The sequence below is a fragment of the Puia sp. genome, assembly GCF_035546395.1.
Taxonomy (GTDB): domain Bacteria; phylum Bacteroidota; class Bacteroidia; order Chitinophagales; family Chitinophagaceae; genus Puia.
The window spans coordinates 94,691-116,157 of sequence record NZ_DASZXR010000008.1 but is presented as its reverse complement, the minus strand read 5'-3'; the positions used below and the strand labels follow the sequence as shown (position 1 = coordinate 116,157).

Below are 21,467 nucleotides of genomic sequence, written 5' to 3'. Positions count from 1 at the left end.
TATAAATTGCAGTACCGTTAAAACCATGTTGCTACAATACTGCTCCGACCTGCACCTCGAGTTCCCCGCCAACCGCGCCCACCTGGCCGCCAAACCGCTGATTCCCAGGGGGCAAATCCTCATCCTCGCAGGCGACATCGTCCCCTTCGCTTCCATGGACTCCCATGACGCCTTCTTCGACGGGCTCGCCGCCAACTATCAGAAGGTCTACTGGATCCCGGGCAATCATGAATACTATGGCAGCGACGCCCGGCTGCGATCCGGTTCCTTCCAGGAGAACATCCGTGAGAATATCCTCCTCACCAATAATACCGTGTTCGAAGAGGAGGGAGTGCGCCTCATTTTCTCCACGCTTTGGTCGCATATCAGTCCCCGCTATGCCTTGGAGATCGAACAAAGTCTCAATGATTTCGAGATCATCAACTATGGCCATCGCGCCCTGCGCGCCGCCAACGTCAACCAGTTACACGCCGAAAGCCTGGAATTCATAAAGGCCGGGCTGGCCCGGCCCTCGGATAAAAAGACCGTCGTCGTCACGCACCACGTGCCCACGCTGTTTCATTACCCCGATGTGTACCGGAACAGTCCCCTCAACGAAGCCTTTGCGGTCGAACTGTTTGATCTCATCCACGACTCCCCCGCCGACTATTGGCTCTTCGGACACAACCATTTCAACCTCCCGGACTTTCATATCGGCAAGACCACCCTCTCCACCAACCAGCTCGGCTATGTCGAGCGGAACGAACACCGCGGGTTCAACCCCGAGAAGTTCATCGAGGTCTAGCGGCCCCCGCAAGATCAAGGGATAATCCGTAATTTTACCCCCTCAAAAAGTGAAACCATGGCCAAATACTGTTTGACCTACGACGCCAAAGACGCACTAGCCTGGGACCCCGAAGAATTGAAACTCGAAGTCTCCCGCCTCCTCCTCGACAACGGCGGCGACTACCTCGAAAGCCCGGTGGCCAACACGATCCTCTTCGAAGACGGCAAGGACCGCAACGAACTCCAGCAATGGAACCATCTCCTCAGCAAGAACCTGCACGAAGATCTCTTCTACTACCTCTGCGTCGTCGCCCGCACCAAGGAAGGCGATCACTTCGAACGCAACGAGGGCGACCCGGATCTGAACGATGATTACCAGCAGCTGCTGGAAGATCTCGAGCGGGATTAAGGCCGGGCGGCGCAAAGCCGTCAAAGCCCTTAAGGATTATTTGGGCGTTCCCCTCCGCTACAAGTCCTCGACCTCCTCCGCCAAGCGTCGCGCTCCGACACGGGACTCCTCGTTCGTAACCTTCGCTACGCTCGGTACGACCAACTTAGCCGCCCAAATTTCTTGTCGAGTTTGTTTTGCTCGATTTGCCTCAAAAAGTCTTCTCGCCTATTTATGCACTCATGTACTTTTTGAAGCCAATCGTCCACATCAACGCCATAGGCCTTAAAGTGGATTTTATCCCAGTTTATGCCAACGATTTCCCGATACAATGCTTCCGTCTCTTTACGTCCCTCGTATAAATTGATCTTCAAAATAGCTTCTCGGAATTTGGCCTGATGAAATGAGTTAGTGGTCGCGCTTAAAGGCGCTTTTCGAGCATATGATTCCATGACACCCAAAAGATGACCGATGGATATTTCTTTATAAGACAAAATGGGCTTTTGTTCTCCCACGCTAATCAGCACCTCATTGAAAATTAGCGTGTGGTTTTCGTATGGTATACTAAACTGCTGATTCCTTTTGGTATAAAATTCCTGCACAAGAATTATTGCCGTGAAACACTTGTCAGGGTTCTCTTCCCATAAAGGATACATCACGAAATGCGGACGATATTCCTCCGATCTGGGTAACTTAATCAATTCCAAACCGAGAAGTACACATCCGGCAATCCTATAGAATTTGTTCTGCGCATAGCCGGACAATTCGGGGAAGGCTTTTAGCCAATCGGTAGCGATGATTTTCTTAGTTTCAGTTCTTATCGGCATATTTTAGTCCGGCAATTTGCAAGTTCCAATCACGTCCAATTGAGCATATATCTGTTATTTCAGCGTCTTTATTCCGAATTTTGCTTCTATTCTCCGCGCATCGACGAAAGATTGATGAATATACTGGCATGCATCAAATTCCGACGTGAAATTTCGCACATCATTTTTACCTCCTCTTTCATCAAAATAGAATACTTCGAATGAAGTTCCCGTTTGACACAACACTATTGTGTCGGGCATTAAACCGCAATCCAAACTGTAGTTGTTGGAATTAATACCCAATTCAGTCAATCTTATTTTTAGTTCCTGAACTGTCATATTTTAAATTCGAGGTTGAATTGTCATTTATTTCTTCATTTCCATTATTTTTCCCTGTGCTATTTGTACTGGAAAAGTACCCAATTTAAATTCGCATCCAACATGAAGTTGATCTTTTAGAAAATCTCTATCGATAATAGCTATTTCGGCCATATATTTCTTGCCTGGTTCCATAAAGCCAGTTCCAAGCGGAGTAATTTCAGCTGGAGTAGAAGGATTTTCAGGCGATATCCAGAAGGACATGCGTATCGGATTCATGACCGGGAATTTGAATCCTATCTTGGTGTTTTCAATAAAATTAACCTCAGCAATCATAAGAACATCTTCCATTCAGCTACGATTTAGAAACATTCCGCCATTAATATGGTTTCTTCTGCAATTATCCCGAAATTCATGGTCAATTGTAACCAATAGACATTTTCGAAAAGCAATTTTCCTCTTCCTTCATCACGCCAATCCATTTCAAATTCAACCGTGTCTTCGTGCCCGGGCATTCCACCAAAGCCATCTTGTAATGTCGAATATATCCCCCTGGCCGGCTTCCCGCAAAAAAGAGGCCTCCCGCAAGGGAGGCCCCATCAAAATATAACAAAATCCCCTACAAATCAAACCGATCCCCATCCATCACCTTCCCCCACGCCGCGACAAAGTCCCCCACAAACTTTTCCTTCGCATCCGCAAACGCATACACCTCCGCAAACGCCCGCAGCTCGGCATTGGACCCAAAGATCAGATCCACCCTCGTGCCCGTCCACTTCTTCTTACCCGTGGCCCGGTCACGCCCCTCGAACTCCTGCGCCGCATCCGAAGTCGCATGCCAGCTCGTGCCCAGATCAAGCAGGTGCACAAAATAATCGTTCGTCAGCACGCCGGGAGTGGAAGTCAACACCCCATGGGCAGACCCATCCCAGTTGGCGCCCAGCACGCGCAACCCACCGATCAGCGCCGTCAGCTCGGTCTCATTCAATCGCAGCAACTGCGCCTTGTCGATCAGCATCTCTTCCGCCGTTCCGGGAGCGGCTGCACTCAGATAGTTCCGGAACCCATCGGCCTGTGGCTCGAGCACCGCAAAGGACTCGACATCGGTCTGTTCCTGCGAAGCGTCCACGCGGCCCGGATGAAAGGGCACCGAAATAGAAACACCCCCATCCTTCGCCGCCTTCTCGACAGCCGCACAACCCGCCAGCACGATCAGATCGGCCAGCGACACCTTCTTCCCGCCGGAAGCCGTCTTATTAAACTCAGTCCGCACACTATCCAACACCCCAAGCACCTTCGCCAGCTGCGCCGGGTTATTCACCGCCCAATCCTTCTGCGGAGCCAGCCGGATCCGCGCCCCATTCGCGCCACCGCGCTTGTCGCTGCCGCGGAACGTCGACGCGGAAGCCCAGGCCGTCGAGACCAACTGCGCCACCGAAAGGCCACTCGCCAATATCTTCCCCTTCAACGCAGCAATATCCTGGGCATCGATCAGCGCATGATCCAGCGCCGGCAACGGATCCTGCCAGATCAATTCCTCGGCCGGCACATCGGGACCGAGATACCGCACCCGCGGCCCCATATCCCGATGGGTCAGCTTGTACCACGCCCGAGCGAAAGCATCCGCAAACTCGGCGGGGTTCTCATAAAAGTGCCGCGAAATCTTCTCATACGCTGGATCGACGCGCAGGGCCAGATCGGTGGTCAGCATCGTCGGATGCGTCTTCTTCCCCGGAATATGCGCATCAGGCACCGTCCCTTCCCCGCCGCCGCCAACCGGCCGCCACTGGTTTGCGCCCGCCGGGCTCTTGTACAGCTCCCACTCATATCCAAAAAGATTCTCGAAGAAATTGTTGCTCCACTTCGTAGGCGTGGTCGTCCAGACCCCTTCCAACCCGCTGGTGATCGTGTCGGCGCCGAAACCCGTGCCATAGCTGTTCTTCCAGCCCGTGCCCATCTCCTCCAGCGCCGCGGCGGCCGGCTCCCGGCCGACAAACTTCGTAGATGCGGCGCCGTGGGTCTTGCCGAAGGTATGGCCGCCCGCGATCAAGGCCACCGTCTCGTAATCATCCATCGCCATCCGCGCAAACGTCTCGCGGATATCCCGGGCCGAAGCCAACGGATCGGGTTTCCCATTGGGTCCCTCCGGGTTGACATAGATAAGTCCCATCTGTACCGCGCCCAACGGCTTCTCAAGGTCCCGGTCGCCCGTATAGCGCTTGTCACCCAGCCACTCCGTCTCGACGCCCCAGTATACATCCTCCTGCGGCTCCCAGGCATCCTCGCGGCCACCCGCAAAACCGAAGGTCTTTAAGCCCATCGATTCCAATGCGATATTACCCGCGAGAATCATCAGATCCGCCCACGAGATCTTCCGCCCGTACTTCTGTTTGATCGGCCATAACAACAACCGCGCTTTGTCCAGGTTCTGGTTGTCGGGCCAGCTGTTCAGCGGCGCGAAGCGCTGCATCCCGCTTCCCGCACCGCCCCGGCCGTCGTGGATACGATACGTACCCGCGCTATGCCAGGCCATCCGGATAAAAAAGGGCCCGTAATGCCCCCAGTCCGCCGGCCACCAGGGCTGCGACGAAGTCATCAGCGCGTGAAGATCCTTCTTCACCGCGTTCAGGTCGAGAGAGTTGAAAGCCGCCGCGTAATCGAAGTCCTTCCCCATCGGGTTAAAGACCGGCGAATGCTGCCGCAGGATATACAACTTCAGTTCATTGGGCCACCAATCCCGGTTTCTCGTACCGCCGCCGGCGCTGGACCTCATCGTCCCATTGTGAAATGGACACTTGCTTGTGGATGTGGATGTTTCCATGTTTTTTGGTTTGAGGTACTAAAGCTACCCCTATGGCGGACAGCGGCCAAATTGATATTTTTTATGATCTGATAGTCAATCTCTATGAGTTTGGAAAAATCATCCGGCCGGAGAGGCCGCCCCCTACCTCCCCCGCAACATCGCCGGGGTATATTCATTGGACGTAACGATCCTCGCCTTCAGATCGCTCAGAATAGAATACAATCCAAAATACGTGCGATTCACATACAGCGAATGCCGCGACCCACGCGCCACCTTCGACTCGCGCACCTCCTTCAGGTTGTAGAGATAGTCCACATACGCATAGATCTCCTCGAAATAGGACTCATCTCCAAAATCGAACGTCTCGCGGGTAAACGGCAGTGTCAGCATATCGATCATTTTTTGGAACAATCCCGAGAAGAACACGATTTCCTTCTCCGTATCGGTGGGATGGATCATCTCGAGGTTGGTATAGATCTCCCGCCGCCGCTGTTCGTCGCGTAACACCTCGGGGTTCGTCAGCAGGAAATAATTGACATAAAAATCCTCCGGGATCTCCTTGATACACCCGAAGTCGAACACCCCAACGGTGCCATCATCCCGCATCAAAAAGTTCCCCGGATGCGGATCGGCATGCACCCGTTTCAACGAATGCACCTGGTATTGATAAAAATCCCACAACGCCTGGCCGATGGAATTCCGGGCCTCCTGCGAAGGATTGCGTTGCAGAAACTCCTTCAAATGATACCCGTGCAACCAGTCCATGGTAATAATTCGGTCACTCGACAATTCCGGGTAGTACGCCGGGAACACCAGGTTCGGAATGCCGCCGCACTGCGCCGACACTTCCATGCTCCGCCGCAACTCGAGGGTGTAATCCGTCTCCTCGAGCAGCTTCCCTTCGATCTCGTCGAAGTATTTATCCATGTCCACCTCGTTCATCCCCACGATACGAATCGCAAACGGCTTCACGATCCGCAGGTCCGACTTCACACTCGCCGCCACACCGGGATACTGAATTTTCACCGCCAGCTCCTTACCCCATTTCATCGCCTTATGCACCTGGCCGATGGACGCGGCATTGGCCGCCTTCATGTCAAAGGAATCGTATAATTGCGTGGGCGTCTTGCCCAGGGTCTTGACAAAGGTATTCACCACCAGCGGCCCCGAAAGCGGGGGCGCGCTGTATTGGGACATCGCAAAACGCTCGGTATAGGCCTTGGGCAGCATCCCCCGATCCATGCTCAGCATCTGCGCCACCTTGAGCGCACTACCCTTCAGATCGCTGAGGGTGTCGTAGATGTCCTCCGCGTTATCGGCATGCAACTCCTCCCGCGTCGTCGTGGGATCGATCAGCTTCTTTGTATAATGCTTCAGGTAATTGGCGCCAACCTTGGCGCCGGTCGCGATAAATCGGGTCGCCCGTTCGACTTTCCCGGTCGGGATATTGGTCTGCTCTTTCATTTTTTCGTAAACACAAATTTGCCGAAGTCAAGGATACTATCCAACGTATTACTACTGATCAATTGAAAACTCAGATTCACCGCCTTTTCGATCGCGGCATCCGTCATCTCGAACCCTTCGCTGTCGTCCTTGACCCAGTACTGCAGCACAAACAACGCCTGCAGCCAGAATCCATGAACGTATTGATCCGAGATATACTTGCGCTCTTTCACTTCCCCGCTCTGGTAGCCTTCCTTGATCAGGTCGCGGATATAATCATAGAAGGCGACCCGGAAGAACTCCAGTTGGTCGAGATGCAGGGGCGGGGCGAGATATTTTGCCTTTTGCAACAGGATATAGCTCCGGTTCTGACGCAGCTGCTGGACCCAAAGGAAATAAAAGGCCAATAGCTTCTCCCTGACCCCATAATTGCGGTAGGTTTCGTCCTCTTTCAACTTTTCGAGCGTATCCTCGAAAAAACTACGCCAGGCGTCTTTCTCGACGGCGTCAAAGGAGGAATACTGGTCGTAAAAGCCGGCTTCCGGCATTTCCAGCTGCTGGCAGAAGGCATACACCGACACCGGCCGACGGCCGTTTTCCAGCCAGTACTTGATATAAGCTTCGCGAATTTGCTTTTTGTCCATGGAAGGGGTGTTTAACGTTATGAACAACAGTCCGCGGGACGGGTTGGTTTAGCAAAAAACGACATATTTAGTATAAATTTCTCCCTATCTTGTCCGACATGCGCTACCTATCGCCCACCTCTCTTCCCGACAGCCCGCCGCTTGACCCGCCGGACAAAAAGGCGATTCAATTGTCCCGGAGAAAGCTGCTGGCCGAGCTGGAATTGAGCGCAGATGGCACCCTCCTCCTCAAAGACAGGCCCTTCAGCCGCAACGATATCCTCGAATATTTCGAGACCCTGCAGGACGACACCGTCTTACAATACCACGCCGCCCTCGGCAAGGATGAGGCCCTGCTGGCCTTTCTCGAAGAAGGCATCCTCGGCGAAGACGCCCGATTCGCCGGGGCCCCCATCTATGACGACCCGGGCTTCATCCACTGGATAAGCCCTTATTTCTACACGGCTTTTACCGCGTTCGTTACCGATTGCCTGCGCGACATCGACGAGACCGGCCTGAAGGCCCTGCTGCGCAACCGCCTCCTGTTGACCGGCTATGATGAGGAACAGGCCTGGTTCCACATCGCCCAGGGCTTGGAGAGTACCGTCTCCCGGCTCGAAGAGCTGCACCGCCAGGCGGAACAGGATAACACCGTTCCCCCGCCCGCGGACATCCTTCCCCTCGTCGACGAGGATCGCATCCCACTCATCGTCCTTCTTCCCGAAGCCCCATTTGCGGCGGTAAGGGACCGGTATGCCGTAGCCCTCATGCAGGTGGCCATCCTCGTCTTCAACAAAAAGAAGGAGAGCCGCGACACCGCCCAAAAATGGCTCGAGAACGCCCAGGTCCTCGCCGTATCGAAAGACCTGGCCGCCGAGGTCATGGACAAGCTCCGCGAAGTGGAGAAGATCCGTAAGAAACCCGACGCCGGCCTCGTACGCGCCGCGGTGATCATGGGCATCATCATCCTCAAGTTCGTCGTCTTCCAGAGCCCCCGCAGCTCAGGTTATGAGGCTCCTAAATTCACCAATTTCACGTATATCAACGGCAGAGACACCGTCGCCATCAAGAGTATCCACCAGCTGGATTCGATGATGCATCGCCGGCCCGATTCTGTAAAACTTCGACAGTCCCATTGATTGTTTGTATTTTGCCGTATGCACTACCTAAGCCCCGCATCCTTTCTCGGAGACCATTTTCAACTTCCCCTCGACGCCAGGGCCCTCCAGCGGGAAAGAAAGCGGCTGCTCGCCGACCTCGAGCTCACGGGCGGGGACAGCATCGAACTACAAGGCCGGCATTTTACAAAGAACCAACTCCTTGCCTACTTCGACGAGCTGCAACAGGGAAACATCGCCAGCTGGCACCTCGCTATAGCCGAAGACCCGGTGCTCCTGCGGTTCCTGCAGGACGCGACCATCCGACCCGGCGCCGACTTCAAAGACACCGCCGTATACACCGATCCCGCCTTTATCCATTGGCTAAGCCCCTATTTCAGCTCCGCCTTCACCGACGCAGTCACCGCCTGTTTTGAAATGGGGGATGCGGCCCGGATGCGGGCGATGCTGGATAACAAGCTGCTGATGACCGCGGACCACGAAGAGCAGTGCTGGCTGTTCATCGCCGGCATCCTCGAGAAGAATATCGCCCTGTTCGACCACTACCATACCCGCGGCCAGAAGACCGCGCCGGCCATGATGCCGATCACGCAGATCTCCGCCTTTATCGGTCATGGCTATATAGAGGTCATCCGGCAGCTGCCGGACCACCGGTTTGGCCGTCTGAAAGACAGCTATGCCTTCAACATGCAGCATCCCGCCATCGCCGTCTTCAACCGGGATCTTCGAAACCGCCCCCTGACAGTGATCTGGCTCGAAGAGGCCATCAGCCTGGCCGTATCGCCCAACGCAAAAGCGGTGATCAGGGCAAAATTGGAGGAGTTCAACCAGTTGATGAGAAAAAGGAAAAGAAGGCAGTATTTTCGTTATGCATGGATAGCGATGGTCGTCCTGGGCCTTATTTCCGGGATCTTCGGGGATCCCTCTTCCAATCCGGGCGAATTCTTTTTCCAGAAGACGCCCACCGACCCGGTAAGGACCGTAACCCTACCCGACCCAATGACAGACACCACCGGCCACCTCGACTCGTATACCCCGGAAGTGCATGCACCCGGAAAAGATTCCGCCCGGCATCCTTAACCCCTCAACCCCGTCCCCTTGATCGTCTCGCCGTCACTCTTATCGATAAGCAGATCGTACATCCGGTAGATAATACTGAGTATCTCATCCACATTCTTCCGCCCCAGCGCCTCATCCCCCCGCGCCCGTAGCGCTTTCACCTCCTTTTGATTGCTAAAAAGCTCCAGCGGCTTCATCGCATACATCGTATACAACCACGTGACATACGAAACATCTTTTTTCCGCACTTCCCAGATCTGCCGGTCCATCTCCCTTATCCTCGACCGCAAGAATTGCGTACTCGCCGATTGTATCCATTCCTTCTCCCCGGCGCTGATCTCGTCGAATTTCCGGAGGAGCTCCTGCTGGCCCGAACCCCCGAGCAGCTCGCGGTAGAATTCCTTTTTCTCAAAATATTCCTCCCGCAGCAGGTTTTGCGTCTCCCCCCTGGCCACAGATTCGATCGTTTGGGCGATCTTCCGTTTCTGATCGTCCAGCTGGAATTTGACGTCCGTCACATCCTTGGGACCCAGCCCCCGCAGCTTGCCCTGGATGGCCTCCAGCTGGTCGATGGCCTGTTGCAACAAGGCGCCCTCCTCATAGCGTTCGTTGTCCAACAGGTGCTTCAGTTGACCCGTCGCACTGCGGCGCAGGAAATCGATCTCTTCTTTCAGCCGGGCGAGGTTCACCGCCCGCGACGAAGGATTGAACACTTCCTGGTATTCCTGGTCGATCATCGGGATATAGGCCGTGACCGTTATATCCCGGCTCTCGCTAATTTCGAAGCTGAGTTCGATATCACAGCCTTTTATCAGGTCGGTTTGGAGATCTTTGCCGCTGATGCCGATCACCCCGATGGGTAGATTGGTCTGCGGCGCCGAATAGCGGCTGCCCTCGAGGACGTTGATCAGCAGTTGGTCCTCGCTCCCTTTGGCGATCGTCCGGCTCAACACCTTCACCGTCGTCTTTCGCAGCGGCAGGATCGCGTTGCGCTGGAAGATCACCTCCAGCTGCGTCACCTTGTTATAGGTGTCGTCCACTTCCAGGCAGATATCGTTTGGCAGCGGTTGCCCATGGATCGAGAATTTGCCCTGCACGATCGTAATATCCGGTAGCTCCGCCACGACAGGCATGCCCTTCGCGTCGAATAGCCGGAGGCGAAAGACATTCAGGGTGTTCGGCAACAGGGGCAGCATCTCGCTGATGCGGGCGCCCAACGGCTTGAGCCCGCTGTCAAAGCCCCCGTCCGATCTGCCGATCCGGTACCGGCTCCCCTCCGGTGCATGTTGGATCGCCGCCGCGAAATATTCCTCGCTGTCTTTGCTGTTGCGTGAATAGGCCATCTTGACCTCTACCGGCGTGTGCCCCTGCGGCGCCGCAGGCGCCATAGCACTCCTTTCCGTTTCCACTACGGGCAACCCACTGCTCCGACTACCGGCATACCACGCCGCCCCCTCCACCACCGCCGTCGTCGGATCGATCGACGCATTCACCGCAATGCCCAACTCCTGCGCCAGCAAGCTCCTCACGAGAGGAATATACGTGCTCCCGCCCACCAGGACAATCTCGGTAATAGCCGACGGCGCCAGCTGATTTCGTTCCAGCAGGCGGCGGATAAACTGCACCGAGGCCAGGACCCGATCGCGGATACAAGCCTCGAACCGCGCGCGCGTGATCGTCAAAAACTCCTCGTGGGTCTCCCCCTTTTCGTCCGTAAAGTCGAATTCCATTTCGGCCGTCGCATGCGAGCTTAGTGCGATCTTTACCTCTTCGGCTTTATAAAGCAGTTGGTAGTAGAGCTTGTTAAAGGAACCGTCCGAGGCGCGCATCTTCACCAACAGGTCCCCGATCCCATATTTCTCGGCGAGAAAAGGCACAACCACCTCCTCCAGCAGCAGGTTGTCAAAATCGACGCCGCCAAAATAGTTGTCCCCCTCATGATCGATCACCTTCATCTCGTCATTCTCGATCCGCACCAGCGCCACGTCATAAGTGCCGCCGCCAAGATCGTACACCAGCCACTGCCCCTTCCCGTCGTCCCGGCCCTCCTTGTTGGCGAAGGCCAGGCTCGCGGCGATGGGTTCCTGCAATAGCAGCACCTCCTTGAAGCCTGCGGCATAGCCCGCCTCCTTTGTCGCGTTGCTCTGGATGGTGTCGAAACTCGCGGGGATGGTGATCACCACCGACTCCGGGGTCTCGCCCGTGAAGATGAAATTCTTCAATTCCTGCAGGATGATCGCGCTCAGTTCGATCGGCGTCTTGAAACTACCCGAATTAGGGACGAAGAAGGTCTCGCTCGTCCCCATTTTGCGCTTGAAGAACCCGAAGACGTTCAGGGGGTCTTTCTCGATGTATTCCCGGGCCTTGTCGCCGATGAGTATCCGTTCCTTCCGGAAGGCAATTACGCTGGGGAGCGTCATTTTCATCCCGGCCGGATTCTTAAAAATGTCCACCGCTCCGTTGCCGCCCTTGGCGATCAGGGAATTGGTGGTCCCAAGGTCAATTGCGAAGTTGATCGTCTGCGCCATAGTTCCGCAAGTTAAGCCTTAGTCCCCACGATAACCACCCCTTTCTGCAAAAGCGTCTGTCCCGCGTCCTGCCGCGCATACAGCACCGGTTTGATCACATCGAGCACAAACAGCTGGCCCCCCGCCGACGCAATATTGGCCTCCAGGTCGGTCCGCGTCTCCTGGTAAGGCTCGCCCATCGGGTTCAGCAACAGGACGCCTGCCTCGTCCAGCACATCCTTCATCCGCTGGACATTCCGCCGCACGCCCGGCGAATCGCTATCGCTCAATTTCTTTTCGAGCTCGAAGACAAGATTGGCCATTCTGACCCAAAGTTGTTGTGACATGGGCCCAATTTAGGGAATAAAATGCTAACATCTTTAGTTTTTAACAACTAAATACATTAGCTTCATGATTTTATTGTAAATTTGTAAATTAACTTATAAGTGAATACCTTTGTACTGGAGATTTGGGACAACGAGGCCGGCAAATGTACGTTTTATACGGTACGATGGGCGGACGCCGGGGAGAACGAAACAGATAAGTTCTTTAATAAATATAACGCTATTCCGGAATGGAAAGGCGCGACCCAGCAACTGCTGAGTTTTGTTTTGGATAGCATCGGAGAAGACCATGGCGCGATCGATAGCTTATTTAACCGGTTCGAGAACGAGGTAGTAGGTCTTCCCAACAAGGGGGAGGTTACGGTTGGCGAGATCGTCTTCTTATTCCCAAATTTTCCCTTGCGGCTGTATGCGTTGCGGATCAATAATCGCACCGACCTGGTCATTTTATTCAATGGCGGTGTCAAATCTTCCCAAACTAACCAGGGAAGTCGGGATTTGAACCTCAAATGGCGGGAAGCCTGCCAATTCGCAAGAAGAATAGAAGAAGCTATAAGAAATGGTGAACTGGTGGTAGACAAGAGGAAAAGACGTTTGTACACCGACTTCGGAGACGAAGAAATTCTTTTATAAAAAAGTAAATGATGAAAAGCAAAGTTGCCAAAAGAATACAAGATGAAACACCCGAAGAGGTGAGGATCTTTGTCCGTCAATACACCGATATTGTCGTGCGGATCAATCGGCTCATGCAGGCCAAAGGATACACGCAAAAGCAACTCGCCGAAAAAATGAATAAAAAGCCGTCCGAGATCAACAAATGGTTGAAAGGAAATCACAACCTCACACTCAAGACCCTTGCAAAATTGGAAGCAGAATTGGGCGAACCCATCATTTTTACATCCGAAGAGCAGCTGCGAAAAAAACGTCGCAAGCAAATAGCTTAATCCGCGCCACCCACCAAAGGTTCACCCCTACTTCGCCGCCCTCGCCGCCACGGCGATCTTCGAATCCGCCGTCCCATAATACAACAACCACTCCCCCTTCAACAACGCCAGCCCCTCCAGAAAACACACCTCGTTCACCTGCCCCGTGATCTCATACGGTTTATCCGGCTTCATAAAATATCCCCCCAACCGATGCACGATCTTCAGCGGATCCGCCCCATCCAGCAACACCTCCGAAGCCGCATACGTCCCCTCCGCCAACGCCGTATCGCCAAAAGAAGGCACATTCCGGCTATTGTACATCAGCAGGATACCCTTCGGCGTCAGCATCGCCGGCGGACCCGATTCCACCAGGTCGCTGTCAAAATGTTTACTCCGGGTCGGCACGACGATCTTCAGGTCGGGCATCGCCAGCGCCTGGCCGCGCAACGCCACCGGGTCGGCCTCCCCCGGATGTTTCTCCACCGGCGTCCAATTCACCAGGTCATCCGAAGTAGCGGCCCAGATAAACTGATCGCCCCAATACATCCAGTACTTCCCCCCCACCTTCGTCGCCACCACCCGGCCATCCGCCTCATAAGTCGACACGATGGACCCCGATTTCGACCACTTGTCGATATATTTCCCGCCATAGGCGCGGGCAAACGCCGGGCCCTTCTTCGTCCAATGCACCAGGTCGGGCGAGGTAGCCACCATCAGCCGCGCCAGGTTGCCGTCGTAGGCCGTGTAGGTCATATAATAAAGACCCTCCGCATCCTGCACCACCCGCGGGTCCTCGCACCCCCCCTCCCACTCATATTTCTTCCAGGCATCCTCGGCCGGATACAGCACCGGCGCCGTCTCCCGGGTAAAATGCAGCCCGTCGCCGCTCACGGCCAGCCCTATCCGCGAAGTACCCGCCGGCTTGCCGATCTTGTCCTGCGCCCGGTACAACATATACACCTTCCCATCCCGTACCACGATGGCCGGGTTGAAGACGTCCTTCTCTTCCCAGGACACCCGCTGGTGGCGGATCGGATCGACAAAACTTCCCGTCCCGGGTTGGAGCACCGGGTTGACGCTGTCCACTTTCTCAAAGTTCACCAACGCCCACCCCGTCGAATCGGGCGCCAAAGCCGCGGCCGCACTGTCCACCGTCGTCTTCCCGGCCCCGGCATCACCCGCCCCCTGGCAGCCCCCAAGAACAATGGCCGCGAAAAGGCCCAAAAAAGCTTTTCTCATTGACAAATGATTTAAAGACTACTCTCGTCCGTATAGATCGACAACACCTGCGCATCCGTCAGCGCGGTATTATAAAACCGAATATCGTCCAATGCCCCCATAAAATAGTCGGCCCCCCAAAAATAATTCGGATCGTTGGTATCCGTCAGGTTATACGCCGCCTTCGGCAGCTCATTACCGATCGCAAGGTCGATGGAAGCAGGAACCGGCATCGGCGTCCCCGTCACATCCACCGTCCTTATCAGCTTCCCATTGATATAGAACTTCTCCGTCCCCGGCGTAAACGTAACCGCCACATGCACCCACACATTGGGCCCATCCACCGCCACCCCGCCGTCATCCACGTCATGATACCCCGTGCTCGTCTGCACCGTCAAAAAGGGCAGGTTACCGCTCTGCAGCTGGAACTTATACCCATTCCAACGGTTATACGAGAACATATAGTTGTTGGCGTTAGTCCCGTCCCGCTTCACCCACAACAGGATGGTAAAGCTCTGGGGATTCAGATCCCCGCTATGCGGCACCTGCACCGTCGCCCCATTATTAAAGTAATACGCATTATTCGCCCGGCCAAACCTGTCCGCCACCAGCACAGGCAACGTCCCCCCATCCACCGCCGTGGCCGCACTCGCGCCGACCCATCCCGTCTTCAGCGCGCCATCATGCCCATTCCCCGACGAGTCCTTCGCATTCCCCGTAAAGGTCCAATACCCCACCAGGTTCGCCGCCGACACCTGCTGTAGCAGCTGGTTGCTAAACTGCTGGGCCGCATGCAACAGGCTATTCAACGCGTTGTTCACCTCCTGCTGCGTATATTGATTGCTCGCACTCACCTCCTTCGCGAGGTTGATCACCGAGTCCAGCGCCTCCCGCGCCCCCACCGCATAAGTCCCGGGCTTGGTACCTTCCACGGAATTATTGTAGACATTCGTCAACGAGTCGATCGCCGCATTCAGCGCCGTCTTGTTGGCATTGTAGGAGGCCGGCCCGCTGTTCTTCTTACACGCCACTGCCAGCAACAGCCCGCCGCCAAGAAGTAAAAAAAGTATCCTCATAAAAATATTATTTAAAAAGATTCGGATTCGCATCCCGCTCACTCTGGGGAATCGGGAACCATTTATTCGTATCATAATTGAAATTCGGCGCGATCGGCTGCAACACCGAATTGGCGTAGGCCTTCCCGTACCGGATAATGTCAAAAAACCGGTGGAACTCCAATGCCAGCTCGCTTCGCCGCTCCCGCCGGATAATGTCGCGAAGCTGAGTTTGATCCGTCGTCGTCACATCCGGCAGCAAGCCCGCCGGCACCGAAGGATAGCCGGCCAAACTATTATCGTATTGATAAGAATTCCGCGCCCGGGCCCGCACCTTGTTCAAAGGGATCAGCGCCGCCGCCGGCTGCCCGCTCTCATTCAGCGCCTCGGCGTCGATCAGCAGGATCTCGCCCAGCCGCAACGCCTCGTAGTTCACCGTCCCCACATTCTTCGTCGCCGCGGGAACCTCCGATAGGGGCTGGACCATCTTCTTCGTGTTGTACCCCGTGCTGCTCCACGTCGGATCATAGGGCAGATCGAAATACGAATGCCCCGCCCGCGCGATCGAATAGTCCAGGCGCGGATCCGCCTCCCCACCCGGGGCCGACTCATAATTGTCCACCAGGTTCTGCGTCGGGAGGAAGAACCCATATCCATTCGTCGGCGCCGGCGGCCGCGGCGCAAACCAGACGTTCAGCTCGTTGCCGATCCCCAGCGTCCCCGACAGGTGATTCACCGTAAAGATCTCCTCCGTATTGTCCTTCGTCGCCGCGCTGAAATTATCCGAATACAAATGGGTCAGCTGGTATCCCATCCCTTCCACCTGCTCCGCCGTCTGCGCAGCCAGCTGGTAATGATTCGCCAGGTCGCTGTGAAACAAATACGTCTTGGCCAGCAGCGCCAGCGCCGCCCCCTTGGTGGCCATCCCGAGGGATGGGGCGGTGGCGGGCAAGGCAGCAGCCGCCCCCATACAGTCCTGTTCGATCTGCGCGAACACGCTATCCTGCGGCCGGGCCGGCGTCTGGGCTTCCTTTGCCGTTTCGACCTTCAGGTGCAGCGGGATATTCCCATAACAGGTCGTCAGGATGAAATAGTAGTAGGCCCTCAAAAATTTTGCCTGCGCGATCCCCGAGGCCTGCATCGACGGAGAGACCTTATTGTTCCCCGTCAGCCCGTCCAGCACCACGTTGCAGGCAAAGACCCCGTTGTAATAATTCTTCCATACCGCCTCCACCGCCGAGTTGGAAGTCAGGATATTGAACTGGCTCACCGCCTGGAAATCCTGCTGGTCGCCGATGCTGCCCCCGCCCTTGATCGCATCGTCCGAAGCCAGGTCGCCCAGCACCCAGATCGCATTGTTGGCCCCCGCGTTAAAGGAAAGGAATTTATACGCTTCGTTCACCGCCTGCTGCGCGTTGGCGTCGGAGGTGAAGAAGTTACCGGGTGTATAGCTGCCCTGTACGGGCTGGTCGAGTATCTTCTTACAACCCGCGCCGGCAAACAACGCCGCCACCCCCATAAAAATCAAAAAGCGTTTTATCCGCATGACAATCGAATTAATGAGTTAGAAATTGATATTGGCCCCGATGGTAAAGGTTCGCGCGGCAGGATACGTGCCCCAGTCGATATTCAAGGCTTTGGGTCCCTCATTGGCCGATGCCGCATTGGCGCTGGTCGTCATCTCCGGATCGAGCCCCGAATATTTGGTGATGGTGAACACATTCTGCACGCTCGCGTAAATCCGCATCGACTTTATCATCAACCGCGTCAGCGTCCTCGAACCCAGGTTATACCCCAGCTGGATATTCTTCAGCTTCAGGTAGTCCCCGCTCTCGAGGAATCGCGTCGACATCTGTTTGTTGTTCGTCGCATCCGTCCAGGACAGCAGTGGCACCGAATTGCTCGTTCCCTGTCCGTGCCAGCTCTTTGTCGCCACCTTCTCCGTCATATTGAACGGCCGGTAGAAGCCCTCGATATCCATGCCGACCTGGTTATAGATCTTGTCGCCGCGAACCCCCTGGAAGAACAGGTTCAGGTCGAAGTTTTTAAACGTCACATGCCCCGTCAGCGCATAGGTCAGATCGGGTATCGGGCTGCCCGCGTACACCCGGTCCGTCTGATCGATCACCCCGTCGCCGTTCACGTCGCGGAACTTTATATCGCCCGGCCGGATGCCCGGTCCCTGGTAGGCGTGGACGAACACTTCCTTCGGCGTCTGGAAGATGCCGTCCGCCTGTAGCATATAGAAGGCGCCCACCGGGTGACCCACCGCCGTGCTCGTCGCAAACGTGTTGTTGTCGACCCTGCCGGCAGCGATAGGCTGGTTGTTCAGCAGCGCCAGCACTTCGTTATGGATGGTCGTCACATTTGCATTGACCTCCCAGGACCAGTCTTTGTTGATTGTTTGGCGGTAGCCGGCCTCGAACTCGAAGCCGCGGTTGACGATCTTCCCATTGTTCTCGAAGGCCGGGCTCGCCACCGACCCCGCGCTGCTCGGGTCCTGCGGAGCCTGCAGCAGGTTGGTCGTCCTCTTATTATAATAGTCTACCGACAGGTTAAAGGCCCCGTTGAACAGGCCGAGGTCCAACCCCACATCCGCCATCGTCGAGGTCTGCCATTTCAGGTTGGGGTTGCCCTTGGCATAGATGGTGGACGTGATCACCGGGGTATTGCCAAAGGCATAGTAGCCATTGCTGCCTACCAGCGAAGCATAGCCGTAGTTGCTCAGGGCGTTTTGATCACCCAGCTGGCCGAGACTGCCGCGCAGTTTCAACAACGAGACAGCCCGGATATTTTGCATGAAATTCTCCTTGTCGATGCGCCAGCCCACCGAGCCGGAATAGAAATTCCCCCATTGGTCGGTGGGGTCGAGCCGCGAGGACCCGTCCCGCCGGAAATTGAAGGAAGCGAGATAACGGCCGTCGTATTGATAGGACACCCGCGAGAACAGCGAGGACAGCGCCCAGGTGGATTCATTGCCGCCGACGCCCGGCGTCAGGCTGGTGCCGTTGCTCAGGTATTGGAACGTGGAAGTCTGATCCGGGTAGCCCGAATTGGACGCCGAGATCAATTTCACGTCGTTTTTGATAATTTCCGTCCCCACAAGGGCCGTGATATCATGCTTGCCTACGACAAGATGATAGTTGGCGGTATTGGTCCAGTTGTAGGTGAAGTCTGTCGTATTGGACTGAGCCAGGGCGTTGGGTGAGTTCTGGATGCGTTGGATACCCCAGGTCGGGAAGAATTGTTTATAGTCGGTGATGATAAAATTCGTCCCGAGGTCGGTTTTGAGCGTAAGATTCTTCACCGGGGTGACCTCGAGGAAAACATCCCCCAGCAGCGTATAGTTGTAGAAATTGCGGTTGGTGTTGGCCGCCAGCGCCACGGGATTGAGGCCGTCGCCAAAGACATTGGCCCCGCCAACAGCATCCGGCAGATCGACATACTGCCCCGCATAGGGACCGCTGGAATATTTCACCGGCGTCACCGGCGTCCGGAACAGGGCATAACGGACGATACTCGCTCCCGGATTCGATCCCCCCGGCGCCGAGTAGCCGTCCCCCGAGCTGCCCACCTGCCGCGTCTTGCTATACGCCAGGTTCATATTCGTCCCGACTTTGAACATCTTGTTCAGCGTGCTTGTGATCGCCGTGTGCAGGTTGAAGCGATCGTAGGAAGAGTTCAGGATCATTCCCTTCTGGTTGAAATAGTCGGCCGACACGATATAACGCGTGTTCTCGTTGCCCCCGCCGATGGACAGCTGGGCGTTGCCGATGAAGGCGTTCTTCAACACCTGTTTCTGCCAGTTGACATCCGGCAGCGTGTCCAGCATCCCCGTGGGCAGCGGCGCCCGGTTGCCCGACCCGCCGGCGACAAAATCGTTCGCCGCGGCGGTATTATAGGCGTTGAAATATTGTCTCGCATTCGCCATGGCGATCAGGTGCGCGGGTGTTTGCGTGCCGGTATAACCGTTGAAACTCAGCCGCGGCTTGCCCATACTTCCTTTCCGGGTTGTTATCAGCACCACTCCATTAGCGGCCCTTGCCCCATAGATCGAGGCCGAAGCCGCATCTTTCAGCACGCTGATGCTCTCCACGTCGTCGGGTGCAATCTCGTTGATCCCATCCGAAGTGGGTATCCCATCGATAACGTACAAAGGAGCGCTGCTGCCGAAACTCGACTGGCCGCGGATTATCACCGATACCCCGTCGCCGGGCGCCCCCGTTACCTGCGTCACCGCCACGCCCGCCGCCTTGCCCTGCATGATCTGCGCCGTACCACCCACCGGCAATCCGTTGACATCCTTTGCACCTATCGTCGATACTGAACCCGTCAGATCTTTTTTCTTCGCCGTCCCATAGCCGATCACCACCACTTCATTGATGCTCCCCGCCTGCGGCTGCAAGACCACGCTCACCGTCGTTCTTCCGCCCACCGCCACCTCCTGCGGCTGATAGCCGACAAAACTAAAGACCAGCGTCGCCTCTTCCGGCACCGTGAGTGCGAAATTCCCATCGTTATCCGTCGTCGTCCCCAACTGCGTACCCCTGATCTTCACGCTGGCGCCGGCCAGCGGATCGCCCGCCGCAGAAGTCACTTTTCCCGTTACGCGGATCTCGCTCATCGGCGCCTGTCGCGAGGTGACCACGATGAGATTGCCCGCGAGTAGTTGGTAGGCGAGCGGGGTATTTTTCAGCACCGTCTCGAGAATTTGGGGAATCGTCTGATCGACCACCGACACGTCGATCTTCTGCTTGTGGGGCAGGACATCGTTTTTGTAGAGGAAGGTGTAGTTGCTTTTCTTTTCCAGCAGATCGAAGAATCGCTCCCAGCTGATCCCCTTTTCGGTGAGGGTGAGTCTCTCCTGCGAGTGAACCTTTGCCGACACCTGCAAAAAGGTAAGCAATAGAATGGAGATGGACAGTTTCATGCCCAGAAGGATTTTTTTCATACGCAAGCCGTTATGGTTCCCTATTTTATTTGATGAGGATCGAGTCGCCCGCCAGCTCATAGTGGAATCCGAGTGAGAGTTGCAGGGCGTCCATGACATTTTTTATAGGTTGGTCCTTGAAATATCCCGTCAGTTCTTCGTCCAGGTATTTATCGTTCCCGAAGCGGATGCGGATATTGTACCAGCGTTCCAGCTTCGCCGCCACTTCCCGGAAGGGTTCCTTGCGGAAGATGAGTTTGTCTTCTACCCAGGAGGTTTCTATGATGGTTTTATAGGTGGGGTCCGCGACCACTTTATGCACCTGCTGTACTCCGTTGTGCATCGTCACCTTTTCGCTCGGCCGCAGTGCGATAGCGCGGCCGGGCATATCGATTTCCGCCTTACCGTCTATCAGCGTGGTTTCCACCACCGAGTCCCCCGGATAAGCCCTTACGTTCAATGAAGTGCCCAACACCTTAACGACAACGTTGCCCGCATGTATCAGGAAAGGATGTTCGGGATCATGCCTGATATCGAAGAAACCTTCCCCCGAGAGCGTCAGCTCCCGCTTCCCCGTAGCATACTGCACTTTGCTACCCGCATTCAGCCACAGCTTGGAGCCATCCGGCAGATCCAGGTAACTCCGTGTTCCATATTTCGCAGCGACCTCATGCCATGCGACCGGCGCCTGCATTGGCGTTGGCGGAGGTGTCTTCTTATTATAGCGAAAAACGCCCAGCGTCCCAAACACCACGACCGCTGCCGCTGCCGACCAGCGGATCAGGCGGATGCGAAGCATCCGGCGCGACCGCTCCTTCACGCCTGTTACCTCTTCCATCGGGACCGCCTCTTCCGCGCCGCGGCCCACCACATGCAATCCCGCCGCGCGCAACCTCCACTGCCTCAATCCCCGCTCCATCATCTGTTGCTCTTCGCGTTCCGTCACGCCCCTAGGTGGCGCATCCGTCACCCCATCCAGCGCCGAAGACAAAGCCTGCAGCATCGGGTCCTGCTCCAACGCAAGCCGCAGTTCCTCCTCTTCCGCGGGAGTGAGTTCGCCGGCGAGCCGCCGGGACAATAGGATAGTTATTCGATCGTGATCGGACATCATCAAAACAATATGGTATAAAGGAAGGACACAAATTTTTGAAAATACCCTTAAAA

The 21,467-nt window shown here is 55.6% G+C and carries 18 protein-coding genes; 6 read left to right on the top strand and 12 right to left on the bottom strand.

Annotated features, from left to right (window positions below):
* The first annotated feature begins 25 nt into the window (after positions 1-25).
* Together VHE34_RS08965 and VHE34_RS08960 are read left to right on the top strand one after the other, a co-directional pair.
* The gene (locus VHE34_RS08965; protein WP_325586896.1) at positions 26-784 is read left to right on the top strand and encodes a metallophosphoesterase; all 759 of its coding nucleotides are present in this window, start codon (positions 26-28) and stop codon (positions 782-784) included.
* Between the two features lie 57 nt (positions 785-841).
* Positions 842-1,174 (top strand): hypothetical protein, encoded by a 333-nt coding sequence (locus tag VHE34_RS08960; protein WP_325586894.1) that lies wholly within the window; start codon positions 842-844, stop codon positions 1,172-1,174.
* Between the two features lie 125 nt (positions 1,175-1,299).
* Here the strand turns inward: VHE34_RS08960 and VHE34_RS08955 are convergent, their stop codons facing one another.
* From VHE34_RS08955 to VHE34_RS08935, 5 genes are all read right to left on the bottom strand, one after another.
* Positions 1,300-1,980, bottom strand: coding sequence for a hypothetical protein (locus VHE34_RS08955; RefSeq protein ID WP_325586892.1), 681 nt, complete (start codon positions 1,978-1,980; stop codon positions 1,300-1,302).
* A 345-nt stretch (positions 1,981-2,325) separates the two neighbouring features.
* Positions 2,326-2,628, bottom strand: coding sequence for a hypothetical protein (locus VHE34_RS08950; protein WP_325586891.1), 303 nt, complete (start codon positions 2,626-2,628; stop codon positions 2,326-2,328).
* 268 nt (positions 2,629-2,896) lie between these two features.
* On the bottom strand, positions 2,897-5,098 hold the full coding sequence (gene katG / locus VHE34_RS08945) for a catalase/peroxidase HPI (protein WP_325586890.1): 2,202 nt from the start codon (positions 5,096-5,098) through the stop codon (positions 2,897-2,899).
* A 123-nt stretch (positions 5,099-5,221) separates the two neighbouring features.
* Entirely contained in the window at positions 5,222-6,544 is a 1,323-nt protein-coding gene (locus VHE34_RS08940; protein ID WP_325586889.1) for an ABC1 kinase family protein, read from the bottom strand.
* Complete coding sequence (locus VHE34_RS08935; protein ID WP_325586887.1) at positions 6,541-7,167, bottom strand: TetR family transcriptional regulator C-terminal domain-containing protein; 627 nt, start codon at positions 7,165-7,167, stop codon at positions 6,541-6,543. The genes VHE34_RS08940 and VHE34_RS08935 overlap by 4 nt, the downstream gene beginning before the upstream one ends.
* Positions 7,168-7,265: 98 nt before the next feature.
* On the opposite strand from VHE34_RS08935, the gene VHE34_RS08930 reads away from it, so the two are divergent.
* Positions 7,266-8,285 (top strand): hypothetical protein, encoded by a 1,020-nt coding sequence (locus tag VHE34_RS08930; protein WP_325586885.1) that lies wholly within the window; start codon positions 7,266-7,268, stop codon positions 8,283-8,285.
* 18 nt (positions 8,286-8,303) lie between these two features.
* The gene (locus tag VHE34_RS08925; RefSeq protein WP_325586883.1) at positions 8,304-9,344 is read left to right on the top strand and encodes a hypothetical protein; all 1,041 of its coding nucleotides are present in this window, start codon (positions 8,304-8,306) and stop codon (positions 9,342-9,344) included.
* Here the strand turns inward: VHE34_RS08925 and VHE34_RS08920 are convergent.
* Positions 9,341-11,851, bottom strand: a complete 2,511-nt coding sequence (locus tag VHE34_RS08920) for an Hsp70 family protein (protein ID WP_325586881.1) — start codon at positions 11,849-11,851, stop codon at positions 9,341-9,343. The two genes, VHE34_RS08925 and VHE34_RS08920, sit on opposite strands and share 4 nt — an antisense overlap.
* An 11-nt stretch (positions 11,852-11,862) precedes the next feature.
* Positions 11,863-12,177, bottom strand: a complete 315-nt coding sequence (locus tag VHE34_RS08915; protein WP_325586879.1) for a hypothetical protein — start codon at positions 12,175-12,177, stop codon at positions 11,863-11,865.
* 99 nt (positions 12,178-12,276) lie between these two features.
* On the opposite strand from VHE34_RS08915, the gene VHE34_RS08910 reads away from it, so the two are divergent.
* Together VHE34_RS08910 and VHE34_RS08905 are read left to right on the top strand one after the other, a co-directional pair.
* Positions 12,277-12,807 carry a hypothetical protein gene (locus VHE34_RS08910; RefSeq protein WP_325586877.1) on the top strand — a complete coding sequence of 177 codons (531 nt, stop codon included), beginning with the start codon at positions 12,277-12,279 and terminating at the stop codon, positions 12,805-12,807.
* Positions 12,808-12,815: 8 nt separating this feature from the next.
* Entirely contained in the window at positions 12,816-13,118 is a 303-nt protein-coding gene (locus tag VHE34_RS08905; RefSeq protein ID WP_325586875.1) for a helix-turn-helix transcriptional regulator, read from the top strand.
* 27 nt (positions 13,119-13,145) lie between these two features.
* On the opposite strand, the gene VHE34_RS08900 is transcribed toward VHE34_RS08905, so the two are convergent.
* Genes VHE34_RS08900 through VHE34_RS08880 form a run of 5 tightly spaced genes read right to left on the bottom strand, consistent with a single transcriptional unit; the run spans position 13,146 to position 21,414 of the window.
* The gene (locus VHE34_RS08900) at positions 13,146-14,339 is read right to left on the bottom strand and encodes a glycoside hydrolase family 130 protein (protein WP_325586873.1); all 1,194 of its coding nucleotides are present in this window, start codon (positions 14,337-14,339) and stop codon (positions 13,146-13,148) included.
* Positions 14,340-14,350: 11 nt separating this feature from the next.
* Positions 14,351-15,394 (bottom strand): LamG domain-containing protein, encoded by a 1,044-nt coding sequence (locus tag VHE34_RS08895; RefSeq protein ID WP_325586871.1) that lies wholly within the window; start codon positions 15,392-15,394, stop codon positions 14,351-14,353.
* Positions 15,395-15,401: 7 nt separating this feature from the next.
* Positions 15,402-16,919: a RagB/SusD family nutrient uptake outer membrane protein gene (locus VHE34_RS08890; RefSeq protein WP_325586869.1), complete on the bottom strand. Its 1,518-nt coding sequence runs from the start codon at positions 16,917-16,919 to the stop codon at positions 15,402-15,404.
* Between the two features lie 18 nt (positions 16,920-16,937).
* Positions 16,938-20,324, bottom strand: coding sequence for a TonB-dependent receptor (locus VHE34_RS08885; RefSeq protein WP_325586867.1), 3,387 nt, complete (start codon positions 20,322-20,324; stop codon positions 16,938-16,940).
* 25 nt (positions 20,325-20,349) lie between these two features.
* Positions 20,350-21,414, bottom strand: coding sequence for a FecR family protein (locus VHE34_RS08880; RefSeq protein ID WP_325586866.1), 1,065 nt, complete (start codon positions 21,412-21,414; stop codon positions 20,350-20,352).
* Between the last annotated feature and the right edge of the window lie 53 nt (positions 21,415-21,467).